General features: G+C 31.4%; 17 protein-coding genes. 14 read left to right on the top strand and 3 right to left on the bottom strand.

Features of this window, described 5'->3' with window-relative positions:
* Nucleotides 1–52: 52 nt before the first annotated feature.
* The 4 genes from BV55_RS0100575 (at nucleotide 53) to BV55_RS0100560 (ending at nucleotide 1,564) form a co-directional block, all read left to right on the top strand.
* The gene (locus tag BV55_RS0100575) at nucleotides 53–253 is read left to right on the top strand and encodes a helix-turn-helix transcriptional regulator (protein ID WP_029450749.1); all 201 of its coding nucleotides are present in this window, start codon (nucleotides 53–55) and stop codon (nucleotides 251–253) included.
* Nucleotides 253–684 carry a DUF6442 family protein gene (locus tag BV55_RS0100570; RefSeq protein ID WP_029450748.1) on the top strand — a complete coding sequence of 144 codons (432 nt, stop codon included), beginning with the start codon at nucleotides 253–255 and terminating at the stop codon, nucleotides 682–684. Before BV55_RS0100575 ends, BV55_RS0100570 begins: the two co-directional genes overlap by 1 nt.
* Before the next feature lie 216 nt (nucleotides 685–900).
* On the top strand, nucleotides 901–1,116 hold the full coding sequence (locus BV55_RS0100565) for a hypothetical protein (RefSeq protein WP_051652342.1): 216 nt from the start codon (nucleotides 901–903) through the stop codon (nucleotides 1,114–1,116).
* Complete coding sequence (locus tag BV55_RS0100560) at nucleotides 1,109–1,564, top strand: Fic family protein (protein WP_029450746.1); 456 nt, start codon at nucleotides 1,109–1,111, stop codon at nucleotides 1,562–1,564. Before BV55_RS0100565 ends, BV55_RS0100560 begins: the two co-directional genes overlap by 8 nt.
* Before the next feature lie 404 nt (nucleotides 1,565–1,968).
* Here BV55_RS0100560 and BV55_RS0100555 read toward each other — a convergent pair whose 3' ends face one another.
* Nucleotides 1,969–2,577 carry a TetR/AcrR family transcriptional regulator gene (locus tag BV55_RS0100555; protein ID WP_029450745.1) on the bottom strand — a complete coding sequence of 203 codons (609 nt, stop codon included), beginning with the start codon at nucleotides 2,575–2,577 and terminating at the stop codon, nucleotides 1,969–1,971.
* A gap of 269 nt (nucleotides 2,578–2,846) precedes the next feature.
* On the opposite strand from BV55_RS0100555, the gene BV55_RS0100550 reads away from it, so the two are divergent.
* The 3 genes from BV55_RS0100550 (at nucleotide 2,847) to BV55_RS0100540 (ending at nucleotide 7,239) form a co-directional block, all read left to right on the top strand.
* Nucleotides 2,847–5,525 carry an FAD-dependent oxidoreductase gene (locus BV55_RS0100550; protein ID WP_029450744.1) on the top strand — a complete coding sequence of 893 codons (2,679 nt, stop codon included), beginning with the start codon at nucleotides 2,847–2,849 and terminating at the stop codon, nucleotides 5,523–5,525.
* A gap of 66 nt (nucleotides 5,526–5,591) precedes the next feature.
* A complete protein-coding gene (locus BV55_RS0100545) occupies nucleotides 5,592–6,578 on the top strand; it encodes a DUF5692 family protein (protein ID WP_029450743.1) in 987 nt (328 codons plus the stop codon).
* A gap of 358 nt (nucleotides 6,579–6,936) precedes the next feature.
* Entirely contained in the window at nucleotides 6,937–7,239 is a 303-nt protein-coding gene (locus BV55_RS0100540) for a hypothetical protein (protein WP_029450742.1), read from the top strand.
* Between the two features lie 523 nt (nucleotides 7,240–7,762).
* On the opposite strand, the gene BV55_RS0100535 is transcribed toward BV55_RS0100540, so the two are convergent.
* Nucleotides 7,763–8,326, bottom strand: coding sequence for an HD domain-containing protein (locus BV55_RS0100535; protein WP_029450741.1), 564 nt, complete (start codon nucleotides 8,324–8,326; stop codon nucleotides 7,763–7,765).
* 653 nt (nucleotides 8,327–8,979) lie between these two features.
* Here BV55_RS0100535 and splB point away from each other — a divergent pair.
* Nucleotides 8,980–10,002, top strand: coding sequence for a spore photoproduct lyase (gene splB, locus BV55_RS0100530; protein WP_029450740.1), 1,023 nt, complete (start codon nucleotides 8,980–8,982; stop codon nucleotides 10,000–10,002).
* Nucleotides 10,003–10,163: 161 nt separating this feature from the next.
* Here splB and BV55_RS0100525 read toward each other — a convergent pair whose 3' ends face one another.
* A complete protein-coding gene (locus BV55_RS0100525; protein ID WP_029450739.1) occupies nucleotides 10,164–10,706 on the bottom strand; it encodes a nitroreductase family protein in 543 nt (180 codons plus the stop codon).
* 271 nt (nucleotides 10,707–10,977) lie between these two features.
* On the opposite strand from BV55_RS0100525, the gene BV55_RS0100520 reads away from it, so the two are divergent.
* The 6 genes from BV55_RS0100520 (at nucleotide 10,978) to BV55_RS0100495 (ending at nucleotide 16,232) form a co-directional block, all read left to right on the top strand.
* Nucleotides 10,978–11,289 carry a winged helix-turn-helix transcriptional regulator gene (locus BV55_RS0100520; RefSeq protein WP_029450738.1) on the top strand — a complete coding sequence of 104 codons (312 nt, stop codon included), beginning with the start codon at nucleotides 10,978–10,980 and terminating at the stop codon, nucleotides 11,287–11,289.
* Nucleotides 11,290–11,473: 184 nt separating this feature from the next.
* On the top strand, nucleotides 11,474–12,172 hold the full coding sequence (locus BV55_RS0100515; protein ID WP_029450737.1) for a pirin family protein: 699 nt from the start codon (nucleotides 11,474–11,476) through the stop codon (nucleotides 12,170–12,172).
* A gap of 18 nt (nucleotides 12,173–12,190) precedes the next feature.
* Complete coding sequence (locus BV55_RS0100510) at nucleotides 12,191–12,790, top strand: nitroreductase family protein (protein ID WP_029450736.1); 600 nt, start codon at nucleotides 12,191–12,193, stop codon at nucleotides 12,788–12,790.
* A gap of 229 nt (nucleotides 12,791–13,019) precedes the next feature.
* Entirely contained in the window at nucleotides 13,020–13,709 is a 690-nt protein-coding gene (locus tag BV55_RS0100505) for a SatD family protein (protein WP_029450735.1), read from the top strand.
* Nucleotides 13,702–14,448, top strand: a complete 747-nt coding sequence (locus tag BV55_RS0100500) for a DUF3307 domain-containing protein (protein ID WP_029450734.1) — start codon at nucleotides 13,702–13,704, stop codon at nucleotides 14,446–14,448. The genes BV55_RS0100505 and BV55_RS0100500 overlap by 8 nt, the downstream gene beginning before the upstream one ends.
* 557 nt (nucleotides 14,449–15,005) lie before the next feature.
* The gene (locus tag BV55_RS0100495; RefSeq protein ID WP_029450733.1) at nucleotides 15,006–16,232 is read left to right on the top strand and encodes an exonuclease domain-containing protein; all 1,227 of its coding nucleotides are present in this window, start codon (nucleotides 15,006–15,008) and stop codon (nucleotides 16,230–16,232) included.
* Nucleotides 16,233–16,295 lie beyond the last annotated feature (63 nt).

Raw genomic sequence — 16,295 nt, 5'->3', positions numbered from 1 at the left:
TAATATAATTCATATTATGGAAAGCTAGCTTAACATAGAAGGGGAAAGTGTTATGAAAAATCGTTTGGAAGAAATAAGAAAGCAACGAGGTATCAAGCAAGAAGAATTGGCAGCTATATTAGAAGTTTCTAGACAAACAATAGGTTCACTGGAAAATGGACGCTACAATCCGTCTATTATATTAGCTTTCAAGATAGCTCGTTACTTTGAAATGACAATTGAAGAAATATTTATATTCGAGGAGGAATTATGATGAAAAGTTTAAAGTCAAATTATATTGAAATAGTCATGGGGGTAGCCTTATTAGTGATAGGATTATGCCTGTCAAAATTCTTTGTTAATCCACAAGGAGTAATGTTAGCCGTGCCCTATGTATGTATCGGTCTTGGTTGTGGTATTTTTGGTCATGGAATGGGGAATTACATTTCGTATAAAGCAATTAAAGGTAATCCTGAAGTGAAAAAACAACTCAACATTGATAAAAGTGATGAACGTAATATAGAAATTGCTAACAAATCTAAGGCAAAAGCTTATGATATTATGACATTTGTATATGTAGCATTGATAGTGTGTTTTGCATTAATGGGTATTGATATCATAGCTATATTGTTATTGGTTTTCACTTATCTATTTGTACAAGGATATGGAATATATTATAGATGCAAATATGACAAAGAAATGTAGATATTGTTGTTTCGAACATGAATATTGGGGAAAATTTATTTAATGAGGGTAAGAGTTCTGGAACATTTAGAAGAACTTATCCAGGGGCGTAGCAGTCGTCATCCCACACCTTGAAGAGGATAGGGGTGTTACGTATGGTAGCCATCGCATAAACTAGGTGCCTATGGAAAGGATAGGAAATCAGGAAAAGAAGGGATAACTGCAGCAGGACTTTTGATGTTTGGAAAGGAAAGAACGATTGTAGATGAATTTCCTAAGTATTTTCTAGATTATAGAGAAAAGCTTTCAGATGAAGTAAGATGGGATTATAGAGTTATATCATCAGATGGAACATGGTCTGGAAATTTATTTGATTTCTATTTTAAGATTATAAATAAAATAACGGATAATTTAAATATTCCTTACTTTAAAAACAACATCAATATTGCCTAAAGAAAGTATTGAAAAGCTAAAACCAGTTCTTAAAGAAAAGTATTTAAAATTAAGTAAAGATGAAGTTATGGCTTTAGTAGCAGCGCAGCAAGAAGACTGTGTAACTAATAACAGATTGCAACAGCTTCTAGATACTCACACATTAAATAGTAATAAGATATTATCTTCATTGGTAGATAAGGGATTCTTAGAAGCAGATGGTGTTGGAAGAGGAACTAAATATCAGCTTTCTAATATATTTGATGATGAAAATTCAAGTTCTATAGAAGGCGAAAATGAATTAGCAAATTTTGAAGTTAAATTAGATGAGGATGAAAATAAAATCCTTAATTATATAATTATCCATGGATTTATTACTAATTCACTTTGTTCCCATATAGCACCCCAGAGTATGCCAAGTAAGGGCGTAAAAGATAAGAAAAGCGTAGCTTTCATTATTACTATATAGCAGGTGTGATCCCTGCATGATAAGATAAAGGTTAGCAACTAGTTTTAGTTAGTCTTTGGCTTATTATGGAAATGTAACAAATTAAATGTAGACAAACAAGGTACTATGCCACAAGCGAATGCTGAAACTATTAGCCACGAAATGCTAGATAAATGGAGTTGAAGATAAAACTAAAATTTTATGATTCCTTAGTCTACTTACCTATCCAGAAAATTTAAAGTAAGGGTTTTACTGAAGTTTGAGTTATTGGATTTTTATTAAAAGATGCGTATTGTGTAAATATAAGGTATAAGAGGAAGAATTATTACAAAGAAGCAGGGGAAATAGATAGTATTTATTTTATCAATGGAAAAACAAGGATACTGTGTAAAGGTTACAAATATCCTTGTATTATGTAATTTAGGTTAGAAAGGACCCCTTTGCATAAATGCAGGAATGCTTTCTGCAAAAAAATTCACAAAGGTGTCTTTAAATTCTTTATCTTCCTGTTTTAAAACCCCAAGGGAATATTGAATTGCAACACCATCTAGTGCAGCTATTAAAATAGTAGCAAGACTTTTTTTACAGCTTTTATTTTCAATACCAAATGCATAAAAGTACATATCTGCTACCTTGTTTATTATTTCATTATAATCTTGTTTAAGGCTTTCATTAAGAGAGCCACCTTTGGATAATACGTAACCTATTAATAAAATTAAAAGGCGTTGTTCATTAATCTTTGACATACGTTCCCTAACTTTGTTACTAATTTCATTTAACATATTTTCAGTGCTTTTAAGATTACTACTTTCATCTTTTTCAGAAAGTTTTTGAGCAAAGTACATGGCTTCCTTTACTGCATGATAGAATAGCTCGTCCTTGTTCTTAAAATGATGATATATAGCACCTGTAGTAAGCCCAGCAGCTGAGGCAATTTGGCGCATACTTGTTTCTTCAAAGCCATTTTCTATAAATACACTAATTGCAGCATCTAAAATATGTTGTTTTTTTTCATTTAGTTCATTGGAGTTCATTTTATTCACCTCATTTTAAAATAGTATATCATATTTTTACAACATCATAGTTTACATATTATAGCACTATTATACCAAGGATGAAATATTCCGTATCTTCACAATACACTTACTACTTGGAGTGTTAATCTATTGACAAAGATAAACATATATTATAGTATAAACATAACAACTGTTATGCTATATTGTGGAACAATTGGTAATGACATATTGTAACTTGTTTTTGATAAGGCAACTTGAATTAAATATGAAATGGGGAGGTATAATATATGGTCAAGGAAAGGGTACTTGATCTTGCAAATCACATCAGTAATAAGAAACGTGGCTCGAAAAATGAAATCAAAGCTACAGATCCCGAGTATATGATTCTTGAACCTGTTGTTTCAGAAGAAATGGCAGAAGTTGTGCTTTGTATGGAAATACGTAAAAAAGTTACTGCTAAAGATGTTGCTCCTTTATGCAGCAAATCTGTAGAGAGAACAACAGAACTTTTATTAGAATTAGCAAATATAGGGGTTTGTTTTGTAAATGAGATCGATGGAGTAGATACATTTTGGTATGAGACTTGGGTTCCAGGTATTATGGAAATGATGGTTAATAATAAGGAAAATGTTAAAAAATATCCTCAGATTCCTAGAGCTTTTGAAGCCTATGGAAGGGTAAGAGGACCTAAGACAACAGGAAGTTTTCCTGTAGGAGTAGGTCTTATGCGTGTTATACCTATAGAACATGCCATTGAAGGCGAAACCAGAAGAGCATCCTATGAGGAAGTTTCCAAGTATCTTAATGATAATGATATTTTCTCAGTTTCTGATTGTTCATGCCGTACAGCAAGAGAAGCTATGGGAGAAGGCTGCGGTCACCTTAAGGAGGATATGTGCATTCAGATGGGTCACGCTGCAGAATACTATATACGTACGAAGAAGGGTAGAAAGATTACTCGTGAAGAAGCCTTTGAAATTATTGAGAGGGCAGAAGAAAACGGTTTGATGCATCAAATACCTAACTTGGATGGCTCTGGTAAAACTCATGCTATTTGTAATTGCTGTGGATGTTCTTGTCTTGCTTTAAGAACTGCTAGTATGTTCATCAATGCTGACATGGTACGTTCAAACTATGTTTCTAAAGTAGACAAAGATAAATGTGTTGCCTGTGGAGAGTGCGTTCAAAACTGTCCAGTTAATGCACTTCAATTGGGACAAAAGTTATGTTCAAAAACACCAGTAACTACTGAGATAAAGAGAATTGATACTCCAAGAGATACTGAGTGGGGTCCAGATAAATGGAATCCTGATTATCGGACCAATAGAAAAGATGTAGTTGATACAGGTACAAGTCCTTGTAAAACCAATTGTCCAGCTCATATTGCAGTTCAAGGTTATGTTAAACTTGCATCTCAAGGAAGATATAGGGAAGCTCTTGAGCTTATCAAACAAGAAAATCCGTTTCCTGCAGTATGTGGACGTATTTGCCCAAGAAAGTGTGAAACAGATTGTACTAGGGGAGATATTGATGAGCCAGTTGCTGTTGATGAAATCAAAAAGTTTATTGCTGAGCAAGATTTAAATACTGATCATAGATATGTACCCAAACGTAGGCACGAGTATGGTAAAAGAATTGCTGTTGTGGGAGCTGGACCTTCAGGTCTTAGCTGTGCATACTACTTAGCAATTGATGGTTATAAAGTAACTGTGTTTGAAAAAGAAAAGGTTCTTGGTGGAATGTTAACTTTAGGAATACCTTCATTCAGACTTGAAAAGGATGTAATAAATGCTGAAATTGACATACTGAAAGAATTAGGCGTTGAATTCAAGACAGGCGTTGAAATTGGAAGAGATGTAAGTCTTAATGAGTTAAGAGAACAAGGATTTAAAGCCTTTTATATTGCAATAGGTGCTTGTATGGGAAGAAAGCTTGGAATAGAAGGTGAAAATGTAGAAAATGTTATAACCGGTATAGACTTTATGAGAGATGTTAACTTAGGTAAGGAGTTAAAACTTGAAGGTAATGTAATCGTAATCGGGGGTGGCAACGTTGCTATAGATGTTGCAAGAACAGCTACTAGAATTGGAAATACTCAAGTAAAAATGTATTGTTTGGAAAGTCGTGAACAAATGCCTGCACTTCCAGAGGAAATTGAAGAAGCATTATCAGAGGAAATTGAAATTAATAATTCTTGGGGACCAAAGCGAGTAATTGTTGAAAATGGTCGTGCTACAGGAGTAGAATTCAAGAAATGTATTTCTGTATTTGATAAAAGTGGAAAATTTAATCCATGTTATGATGAAAATAACACTATCATAGTTAAGTCTGATACTGTACTACTTTCAATAGGTCAAGGAATAAACTGGGGAGAACTTTTATCAGGTAGCAAAATTGAACTAAATAGAAATAATACTATTAAGGCAGATACATTTACATTGCAGACCGGTGAGCCTGATGTTTTTGCTGGTGGGGATGCATTAACAGGACCTAAATTTGCAATAGATGCTATTGCTTTAGGTAAGGAAGGTGCAATTTCAATTCATCGTTATGTTCAGCCAGGGCAAAGTTTGATTATTGGTAGAGATAGAAAAGAATATCATGCATTAGATAAGGAAAATTTAGAACTTCAAGGATATGATAGTACTCCTAGGCAGAGTGTAGGCCATGTGGATGGAAGTAAATCACGAAAAACCTTTAAAGATTTACGTGAAACTTTTACTAAAGACCAGATAAAGAAAGAAACTGAACGTTGTCTTAGTTGTGGGGCAACAGTTGTAGATGAATTTCTGTGTGTAGGATGCGGTCAATGTACGACTAAATGTAAGTTTGATGCTATTTCCCTTGTAAGAAAATATGATGGTGAGGGTGTAGCCTATGAGGATTTAAAACCTGTAGTTATAAAACAAGTGCTTAAACGTAAAGTGAAAATTACAACTAAAAAGGTAAAGAAACTTTTTAAATAACTTAGTTAACTATAAAAAAATTTATAAAGTAATTTTAAATTTTAATAGGGGTAGAGGGTGAATTAAATGTTTGAATTTAATTATGCTGAAGGGGCAACAATGTTTTCTGCATGGGGAATGTGGTTTGTAGTTTTTGCAGGTTTGTTTTTATTCAATGAATTTTCTAGAAGACAGAAGTGGGCAGGATTTTTTAGTTTTGTTATTTTACCAATTATTTTGACAATTGTTTGGATGACTGTTTTAAAGGATGTTACCTATACTGATTGGTTTCATCTAGCTAAAGTTTATTCTGCAACAGCTGGTTGTATTGGATTTTGGTGTATTCGTCATATTGAGAAAAAGGATAAAATTACTGGCGAGGTTGTTTGGAGACTAGCTGATAATAAAATCGCACTATGCTTTCCACCGCTGATTCTAGCTATTAATATTATAGAAGCAGTAGCAAGAGATATTGAGGTTGGATCCACTTATTGGATGATGAATTCAGGAGCTATTGGAGGTGAAGTAGTAGGGGTAATGGGTGGTCCATGGAATTATATGAATGCAGCGGCTGGTATACTAAATATCATTGCTATAACTGGTTGGTTTGGAATAGTAATTAGAAAACAAACTAAAAAGGACAAAAGTAAGGATATGCTATGGCCTGATATGCTTTGGTTCTGGATTATTGCATATGATTTATGGAATTTTGTATACACTTATAATTGCATACCTACTCATTCTTGGTACGCAGGCTTAGCATTACTTATTGCACCAACTCTTTGCGCATTTACTGTTGGAAAGGGTGCTTGGCTACAGCATAGAGCTCAGACCTTAGCTATATGGTGCATGTTTGCTCAAACTTTTCCGAATTTCCAGGATACAGGAATGTTTGTAGTTAAATCAACTTACAATACTACTATTTATACAATTTTAGCAGTAATAGCTCTTGCAAGTAATATAGCTGTATTTGTTTATATGATATATAAGATAGTGAAAACTAAGAGAAACCCATATAAGGGAGAGCTTTACATTGATCTTGATAAGTCTAAAGAAATTAAGATGATGATGTAAAAGTGTATATTATGCACATTGCTTATGCCAAAGGTGGAAGTAGCAAGAGTGTCACTTTGTTCTCCTCAACTACCTTTCTCGTATAAGTTTAATAATCTTTGATTTGCTAGAGTATTTTTAGAAATACTCTAGCATTTATAATTTATCCGATGGCTACCATCCGTAACACCCCTATCCTCTTCAAGGTGGGGGATGACGGCTGCTACGCCCCTGGATAAGTTCTTCTAAGACTCAGATGGAGAGATGTATTCCTTATAAGCAAACTCCACCTGAGTCTAAGAATCACTTGATATATAAAACAAAACCAATGAATTAAGTATTTCTATATAACTTGTTATAATAGATGACTGTATTTGGCATGAGAAATAGAACATCGGATAGATGCTCAAAAATTTATTATGTAGACTTATGGAGTACCACAGTAGCCTTTTTTAAGCCTATTCCTTTATTTATTTTTGCAGCCCTAAATAAATCAACAATATCTTTTGGTGATTTATTACAAACGTTAGATGGGAAAGATAAACTGTGCAATATAACTAATGATGACTTACATACAATTGGCAAGTTTTTTCTGAATGATGTGATTATGCAATGGAAACCAAAAGTGTACTGTCGGCTCTGCATCGATGAAAACTTTATTCTTATTATGAATCCTGGCTAAGTTTTCAATCCAGTCGTCGAACTTTTTATATCCATCAAAATAATTACTAAAAGTAATTTCTTTTTTAGATAACTCAACTCCTCTAAAATCAAAGGTTCTAGCAACATTAAATTCTTTTGATATATATTAGAGTAAAATTTAATGGGGTGCTTTTTAGCATGCTTCTACTCTATTTATTTATATGTTAAACCATAGAAGTAAGCTCTAGTTTAGAAATGTATTATAAAATATAATAGGGCATAAATATAAAAAAATAATACTTGACGTGATATACTAAAGTTGTAATATTATCTAAAAATTTAGGAGATTGGTGTTACAAATGGCAAATAAAAAATATGATAAAGCGTGTAGCTAAGAATTAAAAGAAACAAAGGGTACAAAGTAATATTAAAGAGATATTTCATAGTGACCAAGGATCTCAATATATTTCAAAAGCTTTCACTACATTTTGCTTGACCAGGTCAAACCTCAACAACAAATGACAATTTGTCAGAGTAAGCAGGAAAATGGTTTTTAGGGAGATTTATTTTGCTGCTTCAATCTTCTTGATGGTATCTTCACGGACAGCCTGTCTTAATATTTTGAGATAATCGGAGAAAGCAACTTTATCGTCAGCATAGGTCAGATTAAGGTCAAATTCTTTGGGAATCCATGTAGACAAATCGGAAACATTGTGCTGAATCAATGCTTCAAGGCTGTCAATAGACTTATAGATTTTTGCTTCCATGGTTTTACATTCTGCCATTTCTTCGTAAAGTTCTTTCATTTCTACTGCGTATCTTTTTGGCAGAGAACTAACCCAGTTATACAACAGGTTTTTCTCCGTTTCTTCATGGGTTTGGTTTTTATCAAAGGTTGGAATGTCACCAGTAAAACATTCGCCTAAATCGTGGATGATACACATTCTAATAACCTTATCCATATCTACTTTTGGGAACTCATCCCGCATAAAGAAAGCCATTAAGGTCATCATCCAACTATGTTCGGCTACGCTTTCATGCCTACCTTTTGCTGTATAGCAATGGCGAGTTGTATCTTTTAACCTTTCGGCAACCAATAAGGCATCTAATAATTTCTGTGCTTCCATTTTTCAGTACCTCCTATTCATGATTATCGTTCAGTGAGATTATATAAATTCTCCCACCTAACGTTAAAATTTCTCACTACCACTTCAAAAAGATTTATTCAAAAGTATATATAGAAAAGGTTACCATAGTAAAGTGAAATCTTCAAGACACCTCATGTGAAATTACAAGAAAATAGAGATTATCTATCTGTGAAAGGACATTCTCAAATATATGATGTATTGAAAAAATATTTTTAATATATGGGGAGTCAACGTTGTAACTTTGTTCCTCTCAATTACCTCGGAGGCCCAGAAGATTACCAGGTGCAAGCATCTCATTAGAGTAAAATTTAATGGGGTGTTTTTTAGATTTAGGGTGGTTTTATTAATATATTTTAGTATTTCTAGGATATAACTATAAACTTTAGGAAACAATAATATACTAAGAAAAAAGATTTGATTTATACCGAAATAATCTATTACTCAATTGCTTTGACCAAGATTTACTATAATGGTATACCTTAGAAATCTAAAAGAATGACAAAAATGTGGAATTAGGAAATAGGTTAGAGTATCCATAGAATTTGTTTATAAGTTTAATATATATTAAAAAACAAACCAGCGAAAGGGGAAAATAAAGCACTTAATATAGAGTGATTTATTTAGTAGAGAATATGTTTAAACCTAAAAGAATTATATTTGAAAAAGATTCGTTAGATTATGAAATGGGCAAGAATATTTTTTCCATGTTTAAAGATAATGATAATGTTGAGATAATAAATTTGACATCTAATAGAGTAAAACAACATATTCCAGGTAATGATTTATTTATTCAATATAGAGAAGGTAAGAAGACTTTGGTAGTTGGAACTAAAAAGACTTTGAAGTTTCAAACATGTAAACCATCTGCGCACTATCAGCTTCCCTTAGTGTCAGGATGCATGGGACAGTGTGAATACTGTTATTTGAATACTCAGTTAGGAGATAAGCCTTTTGTAAAGGTACATACTAATATAGATGACATTTTAAATCAAGCTCAAAAATATATTAACGAAAGATTACCTAATATAACTATATTTGAAGGAGCGGCTACATCTGACCCTATACCTGTGGAACCTTATACAAATTCATTAAAGAAAGCTATAGAATTTTTTGGAAAAGAAGCAAATGCCAGATTTAGATTTGTAACAAAATACAATGATATAGAATCATTGCTTAACTTAGAACACAATGGACATACAGAAGTAAGATTTAGTATTAATACTTCTCTTGTTATAGATAAATATGAACATTTTACTGCTTCTCGTGACAAAAGAATAGAAGCAGCTATAAAGGTAGCAAGGGCAGGGTATCCTGTTGGTTTTTTAATTGCACCAATATTTATTTATCCTAGCTTTAAAGAAGATTATCATGATTTATTACTAGAGTTAAGTGAAAAGCTTCCAAGCAACTTAAAATTCCCGGTAACCTTTGAGGTAATATCTCATAGGTATACAATAGTAGCTAAAAATAGAATACTTCAGGTATTCCCTGAAAGTGAATTACCTATGAATGAGGAAGAGCGTAAATTCAAATATGGACAATTTGGATATGGTAAGTATGTATATGAAAAAGAAAGTATAAGCGAAATAAAAGAATTCTTTTCAAAAGAGATAGAAGAATTATTTAAAAATAAAAAGGTTTTATATATTATATAGTTATGTTAGAAGAAAGAGAGATATATAATTAATAATTATATGGAATCCAGATATAAATATAACGTTATAGTAAATATTAAATTTTGAAATTGTGCAACCCTATTGATGCCTTATTTGTAATAAGGGTTGCACAAACCCTTTGTATAAAAATTAAAGAGGTATTATTGCCTATTTGAATTCTCCCAACTGTTGTAATAAATATGTTTGGAGATATCCTTTGGCGGATAATGCTCATCATTTTCATCGGTTTCACCAATTGGAGTCATTGCAACTACTTTGAAATTTTCAGGGATATTTAAAACCTTACTTACCGTTTCTTCATCAAAAGAGCCTATCCAGCAGGTTCCATAACCTTCATTTGTTGCTGCTAATATGAGATGTTCCATAGCAATACCACAATCTAACATAAAATATGATTTGTTATCATCTTCACCGCTTTCCGATGGATTTGCCACTATAACAGCAATTATCGGCGCTTGTTTAACTGCATTTGCTGTTTTGTCTGTTTTGTTTATAATTGTATTAGATATTTGATCTATTAGTTTTCGCTCATTGATAAAAATAAATCTATAACAAGTTTTATTTTTCCATGAAGGTGCCATTAAAGCAGCATTAATAATATTATCTAATTTTTCTTTGGGTATAGGGGTTGATTTGTAGCTCTTATTACTTGTTCTGTTTTCAATTACCTTATAAAAGTCCATTAATATTCTCCTTCCTTATTATAATAGTTTTTAAATTTTAAAATAATAATGTAAAGCTCAAATTTATATAAGGAATCTTCCCTATGAATTTTAGTGTGTCTGAATATGTACTTTTTATACTTTAAGCAATAAGGGGGTCACTTTATTTTTTCTAATTGCATCTAGAGCCAATGAGTTATATTAACAAGTTGCAATACAAGTAAGTATATTTAAACAATGTACTTACTTTATTATACCAGCTATGATATGATATATATATGGGGTGAATTGCATGGAAAATTATCATTTATGTCCAAAATTTGAAGAGGCTTTTGAACTATTAGGTAAAAGATGGACTGGATTAATCATAAGAACCTTACTAAATGACCAAAAACGTTTCTCTGATATATCTGCTGCTATACCAAATATGAGTGCAAGAATGCTCACAGAACGATTTAAAGAATTAGAAAACCATGGAATAGTACTGCGTACAGTTTATCCAGAAACCCCGGTAAGAATTGAGTATGAACTCACAGAGAAAGGAAAAGACTTGAGTAGGGTTATGGATGAAGTTCAAAAATGGGCTGAAAAGTGGATAGAATAATTAAAGTTAGATTCAAAATCCTTTGCATTATGTAGAGGATTTTTTTTATTTTAAAATAATTTTGAATTATACTTGACATATAAAAACCTACATGCAATAATGTAAATATACCAAGTAACTAAAAGTAACTAAGTACTAAATAATAATAAGATAAAAATACTAGTTAAATTGAAAGGAGAAAGCTATGTTAAGAAAATTAGACAATAAAAACATGGGTAGATCAGATTTAGGATGGCTACAAAGTATCTTTCATTTTTCTTTTGCAAACTACTATAATAGAGACAATATGAATTTTGGAGTTTTAAGAGTAATAAACGATGATTTAGTTAAAGCTAATACAGGATTTGAAATGCATCCTCATAGAGATATGGAAATAATATCATATGTCGTAGATGGAGAACTGAATCATGGAGACACAATAGGAAATAAAAACACTATCACAAGAGGTCATGTACAATACATGAGTGCTGGAACAGGCATCTCTCATACTGAACACAATTATGGAGATACCACAGCTAGATTCTTACAAATATGGCTACTTCCAAATGAAAAGGGACTTACCCCAAATTACGGAGACTATAGATTTAAGTGGGAAGATAGAAAGAATAAATGGCTACAAATAGTATCAAGTGTCAAAGGCGATGCGCCAATAAAAATTAATCAAGATGCAAATATTTATGTATTGGAACTAGATAAAGATAAAGAAATAGATTTTAAAGTAGGAGAAGGAAGACAATCATATTTAGTGCAAATAGAAGGAAGTTCAGAAATTAATAATATAGTGTTAAATGATAAAGATGCATTAGAAATAGTAGAAGAAGATATTATAATTAAATCAAAAAGTACATCTCACATATTAATTATAGAAATGAAAAAAAACTAAAAAAATGGAGGAATAAAAATGACAAAGAATTTTTATGAAGCAATAGAAGGAAGAAGATCATATTATGAAATTAGTAAAGAGAAGGTAGTATCTGATGATAAAATTAAAGAGATAATAGAGCATGCAGTAAAATATACACCATCAGCATTTAATTCACAAACTGCTAGAGTAGTTTTATTATTAGATAAGCAGCATACAAAACTATGGGATATAACTAAAGAATCACTAAGAAAAATAGTAGATGCAGATAAATTTTCTGCTACTGAAGAAAAAATTAATTCATTTAATGCGGGTTATGGAACAATATTATTTTTTGAAGATAACGATACAGTAGAATATTTGCAAAATGAATTTCCAACATATAAGGATAACTTCCCAATATGGTCAAAGGAATCAAGTGGAATGAATCAATTCAATATCTGGACATCGTTAGAATTAAATGGATATGGTGCATCACTTCAACACTATAATGAGCTTATAGAAGCAGAGGTAAAAAAAGAATGGAATATACCAGAAGGTTGGGAAATGAGAGCACAAATGCCATTTGGAAAACCAACATCCAACCCAGGTGAGAAAGAATTCAAACCTTTAGAAGATAGAGTAATAGTTTATAAATAAAAACAATTAACAATTAACTACCCTAGGGGCCAGAAAATTACCAAGTAAATGCACTTCATTAAAGTAGAATTTAATGAAGTGCTTTTTAGTGTGCGTCTACTCTAATTATTTATATGTGAAACCATAAAAATAAGAGAGGATGCAAAGATGTATGTCTGAATGAATTAAAGGCAATGATTCATATTGTAATGCATCTTTGGTTTTGATATAATATAGGAGAGGTGATTAGATGTTTTCCTTATTTTTCCTTGATAAATATGTTGCTATTATTGGCGATATTGTAGATTCAAAACAAATAAAAGATCGAAAAGTTATACAGCAGAAGTTTAAGAATGTGCTAGCAGATATCAACACTAAATACTCAGAAGATATTGCATCTAAATTTACCATTACTTTAGGAGACGAGTTTCAGGGGTTGCTTAAAAGTAGAAATAATATTATGAACATTATTTGTGAGGTTGAAATGGCAATGACACCCATTGAATTACGTTTTGGTATTGGAATTGGTGAGATTAGCACAGATATTAATTTTGATAATTCATTAGAAATTGATGGGCCTGCATATCATCGTGCAAGAAAAATGATTAAAGAGATTGAAAGTAAAAGATTTCAATATACGGAGAGAGATTCTAATATTATGATATGCTCAGAAGAAAATAATATTGAAATAGATGAACTATTAAATTCTATCTTATCTGTCTGTACTGCATTAAAATCCAAGTGGACAGACCGGCAAAAAGAAATTATTTACGCATATATTTCGAATGATAAAAATCAATATAAAGCGGCAAATATCCTTAACATTGGCCAATCTAGTGTAAATAAAGCACTAAGTAATGCCCGGTTCTACTCTTACAAATCTGCAATAGATACAGTTAACACTTTTTTAAGTAAGGATAGGGGGGGAACCAATGGCTAAGATTATGTTGATTTTATTTTTAATTGGTCATGTATTAGGTGATTTCTACTTACAGTCCTCTGAATTAGCACTAAACAAGGATGAATCATTCAAAAAGCTATTGAAACATAGTGTAATATACTTGTTTTCAATGATGTTTGTAATTATTCCAGTATTTAGTTTTCAACTGTTAAAATGGGCTTTTATTATTTCTATAGCTCATTTTACAGTTGAGTTAATAAAGTTCTTTATAAAAAATAAAATAACAATAAATGACAAAATAGATGTATTAGCATACTTTGTTGATCAGATAATACATATTCTTATAATTATGGTTACTACTTTGACCATATATCTTCTATCCGAACCTATCAGTTATATCTATTGTATTCAATCTATTTTAAATAGATTACCAGCCGATGTTCTAAGTATTTTTTCTTGGATATTAGTTTTACTTATTATAATAAAACCGGTTAGTATAACAATTAAGAAAGTGCTATATAGATATAAACCAACGATGAATGAAGACGAAGTGGGAGGACACCCAAATGCGGGAGCACTTATAGGTATACTTGAGCGTTGTATAATTTTATTGTTACTTTCTGTAGAGCAATATTCTGCTATTGGATTTGTTCTTACTGCGAAGTCAATAGCTAGGTATAATAAGATTGCCGATGATCCGAAGTTTTCAGAATACTACTTATTAGGAACGTTATTAAGTACAATGTTAGTTATAGTAGCATATTTGCTCGTATTTTAGGTGGAGTAGCAAAAGGCTAACTTTATTTCCTACAAATATTTCAGAGGCCAAGAAAATTATTAGGTAAAAGCATTTCATTAGATTAAAATTTAATGAAGTGCTTTTTAGTGTGCGTCTACTCTAATTATTTATATGTGAAACAATAAAAATAAGAGGAAATGTAGAGATATGTTATAAAATATTATAGAGTATAAATATAATTTAAAAATAGAATATCATAGAATATTTTTTCACAAGATTGAGGGTATAGTTATTTTAAAAATATAATTAATATTTTAAAGGACTATATATAGATATGTCGAAATTATAGTTAACATATTAATGGTTTAACTATGGAACATTATAGTAGTTGTAACGTATAAAGTGGATTTGCACTTTATCAAGTGAGTCTTAGAAGAACTTATAAAGGGGCGTAGCAGCCGTCATCTCCCACCTTGAAGAGGATAGGGGTGTTACGGATGGTAGCCATGGGATAAATGAGATATATAATATATAAAGGAGATGAGTTTTAGTGAGTGTTTGGTACTTATTGTACACTCTACCACTAAAGAGAAACTATGAATAATAAAACATCAATTATTACAGAAAATGAATATATTATTGTAGACATAGAAACTACTGGCTTTTCTATTGACTTTTGTAATATTTTAGAAATTGGGGCAGTCAAAATCCAAGGCGGAGATATCCAGGATTCCTTTCATACATTCATAAAACAAGATACTCCTATTCCACCCTTTATCAAACAATTAACTGGAATATCAGATGAAGACGTTGCATTAGGAGTATCAACTGATATTGCTATCAAGGAATTTATTGATTTTTCAAATAAGTTACCACTTGTTGGTCATAATGTTTCTTTTGACTATCGTTTTTTAAATCATAATAGCGAAAAGTATTTAGGTAAACCTATAGAAAATGAAAGAATTGATACGGTGTCTCTGGCTAAAAGCTTGATTAATGATATTCCTAACTTTAAACTTGGTACATTAGTCGATTACTTTAAAATCACTGATACCGGGCAACATAGAGCAGATAATGATGTGCAAATGACTTATGAATTAATAAAATGTTTATCTCATCTTAGCGAAAATTATCGTGAAGCATATTTAGAGCAAATTCAGAAAAGCACTAAAGATGGAAAACAGTTTTGTAATAAAAAAATTTCAATTAAGACTAAATTAAAATATACGCATCCAAGACTCTTAGAATGCATTTTTGAAGATATGAATTGTAGGGTATACAATGCTTTTTATTCAACAAGCGATTGTCTTATAATGAATGATGTAACTTATAAGCGTTTTTGTACACAAGATACCTTTGATGAAATTTGGGAGCCTTGGTTAGAAAGGGCAAAACAACGTGAAAAAATGGGTTCTATAGAAATATACAGTGAAAAACAGATTTGTGAAATACTAAACATCCAAATTGTAGAAAAGGTAAGTTCTAAACATAAGCTTTATGCTTCAGCAAAAGATATTGTGTCAGATACAGATGTTTTTGATGAAATGCACCCCTTATATCAGAAAAGATGTGTATTTACTGGACAATTAGATAAATTTGATAGACATACTGCCATGCAGTATGTGGCAAACGTTGGTGGTATATGCAAAAATGGAGTTACTAAGGAAACAAATTATCTTATTCTAGGTGACAATTCTTATTGTGCATCTATTAAAGGAGGAAAAAGTTCAAAACAAAAAAAAGCTGAGGATATGATTTTAAAGGGTTTAGATATTAAGATAATACCTGAAACTACATTTTATCAGCTGTTACGTAACGAATAAACCAGGAGAATCTAAAGGAAAAAACTTCTAAATCTCTTTGTACAATAAATTAATATCTTTTAT

The organism is Clostridium algidicarnis, from assembly GCF_000703125.1.
Classification (GTDB): domain Bacteria; phylum Bacillota; class Clostridia; order Clostridiales; family Clostridiaceae; genus Clostridium_L; species Clostridium_L algidicarnis.
Note: the sequence above shows the minus strand (reverse complement) of the source record. Positions and strands in the feature narration are given on the sequence as shown.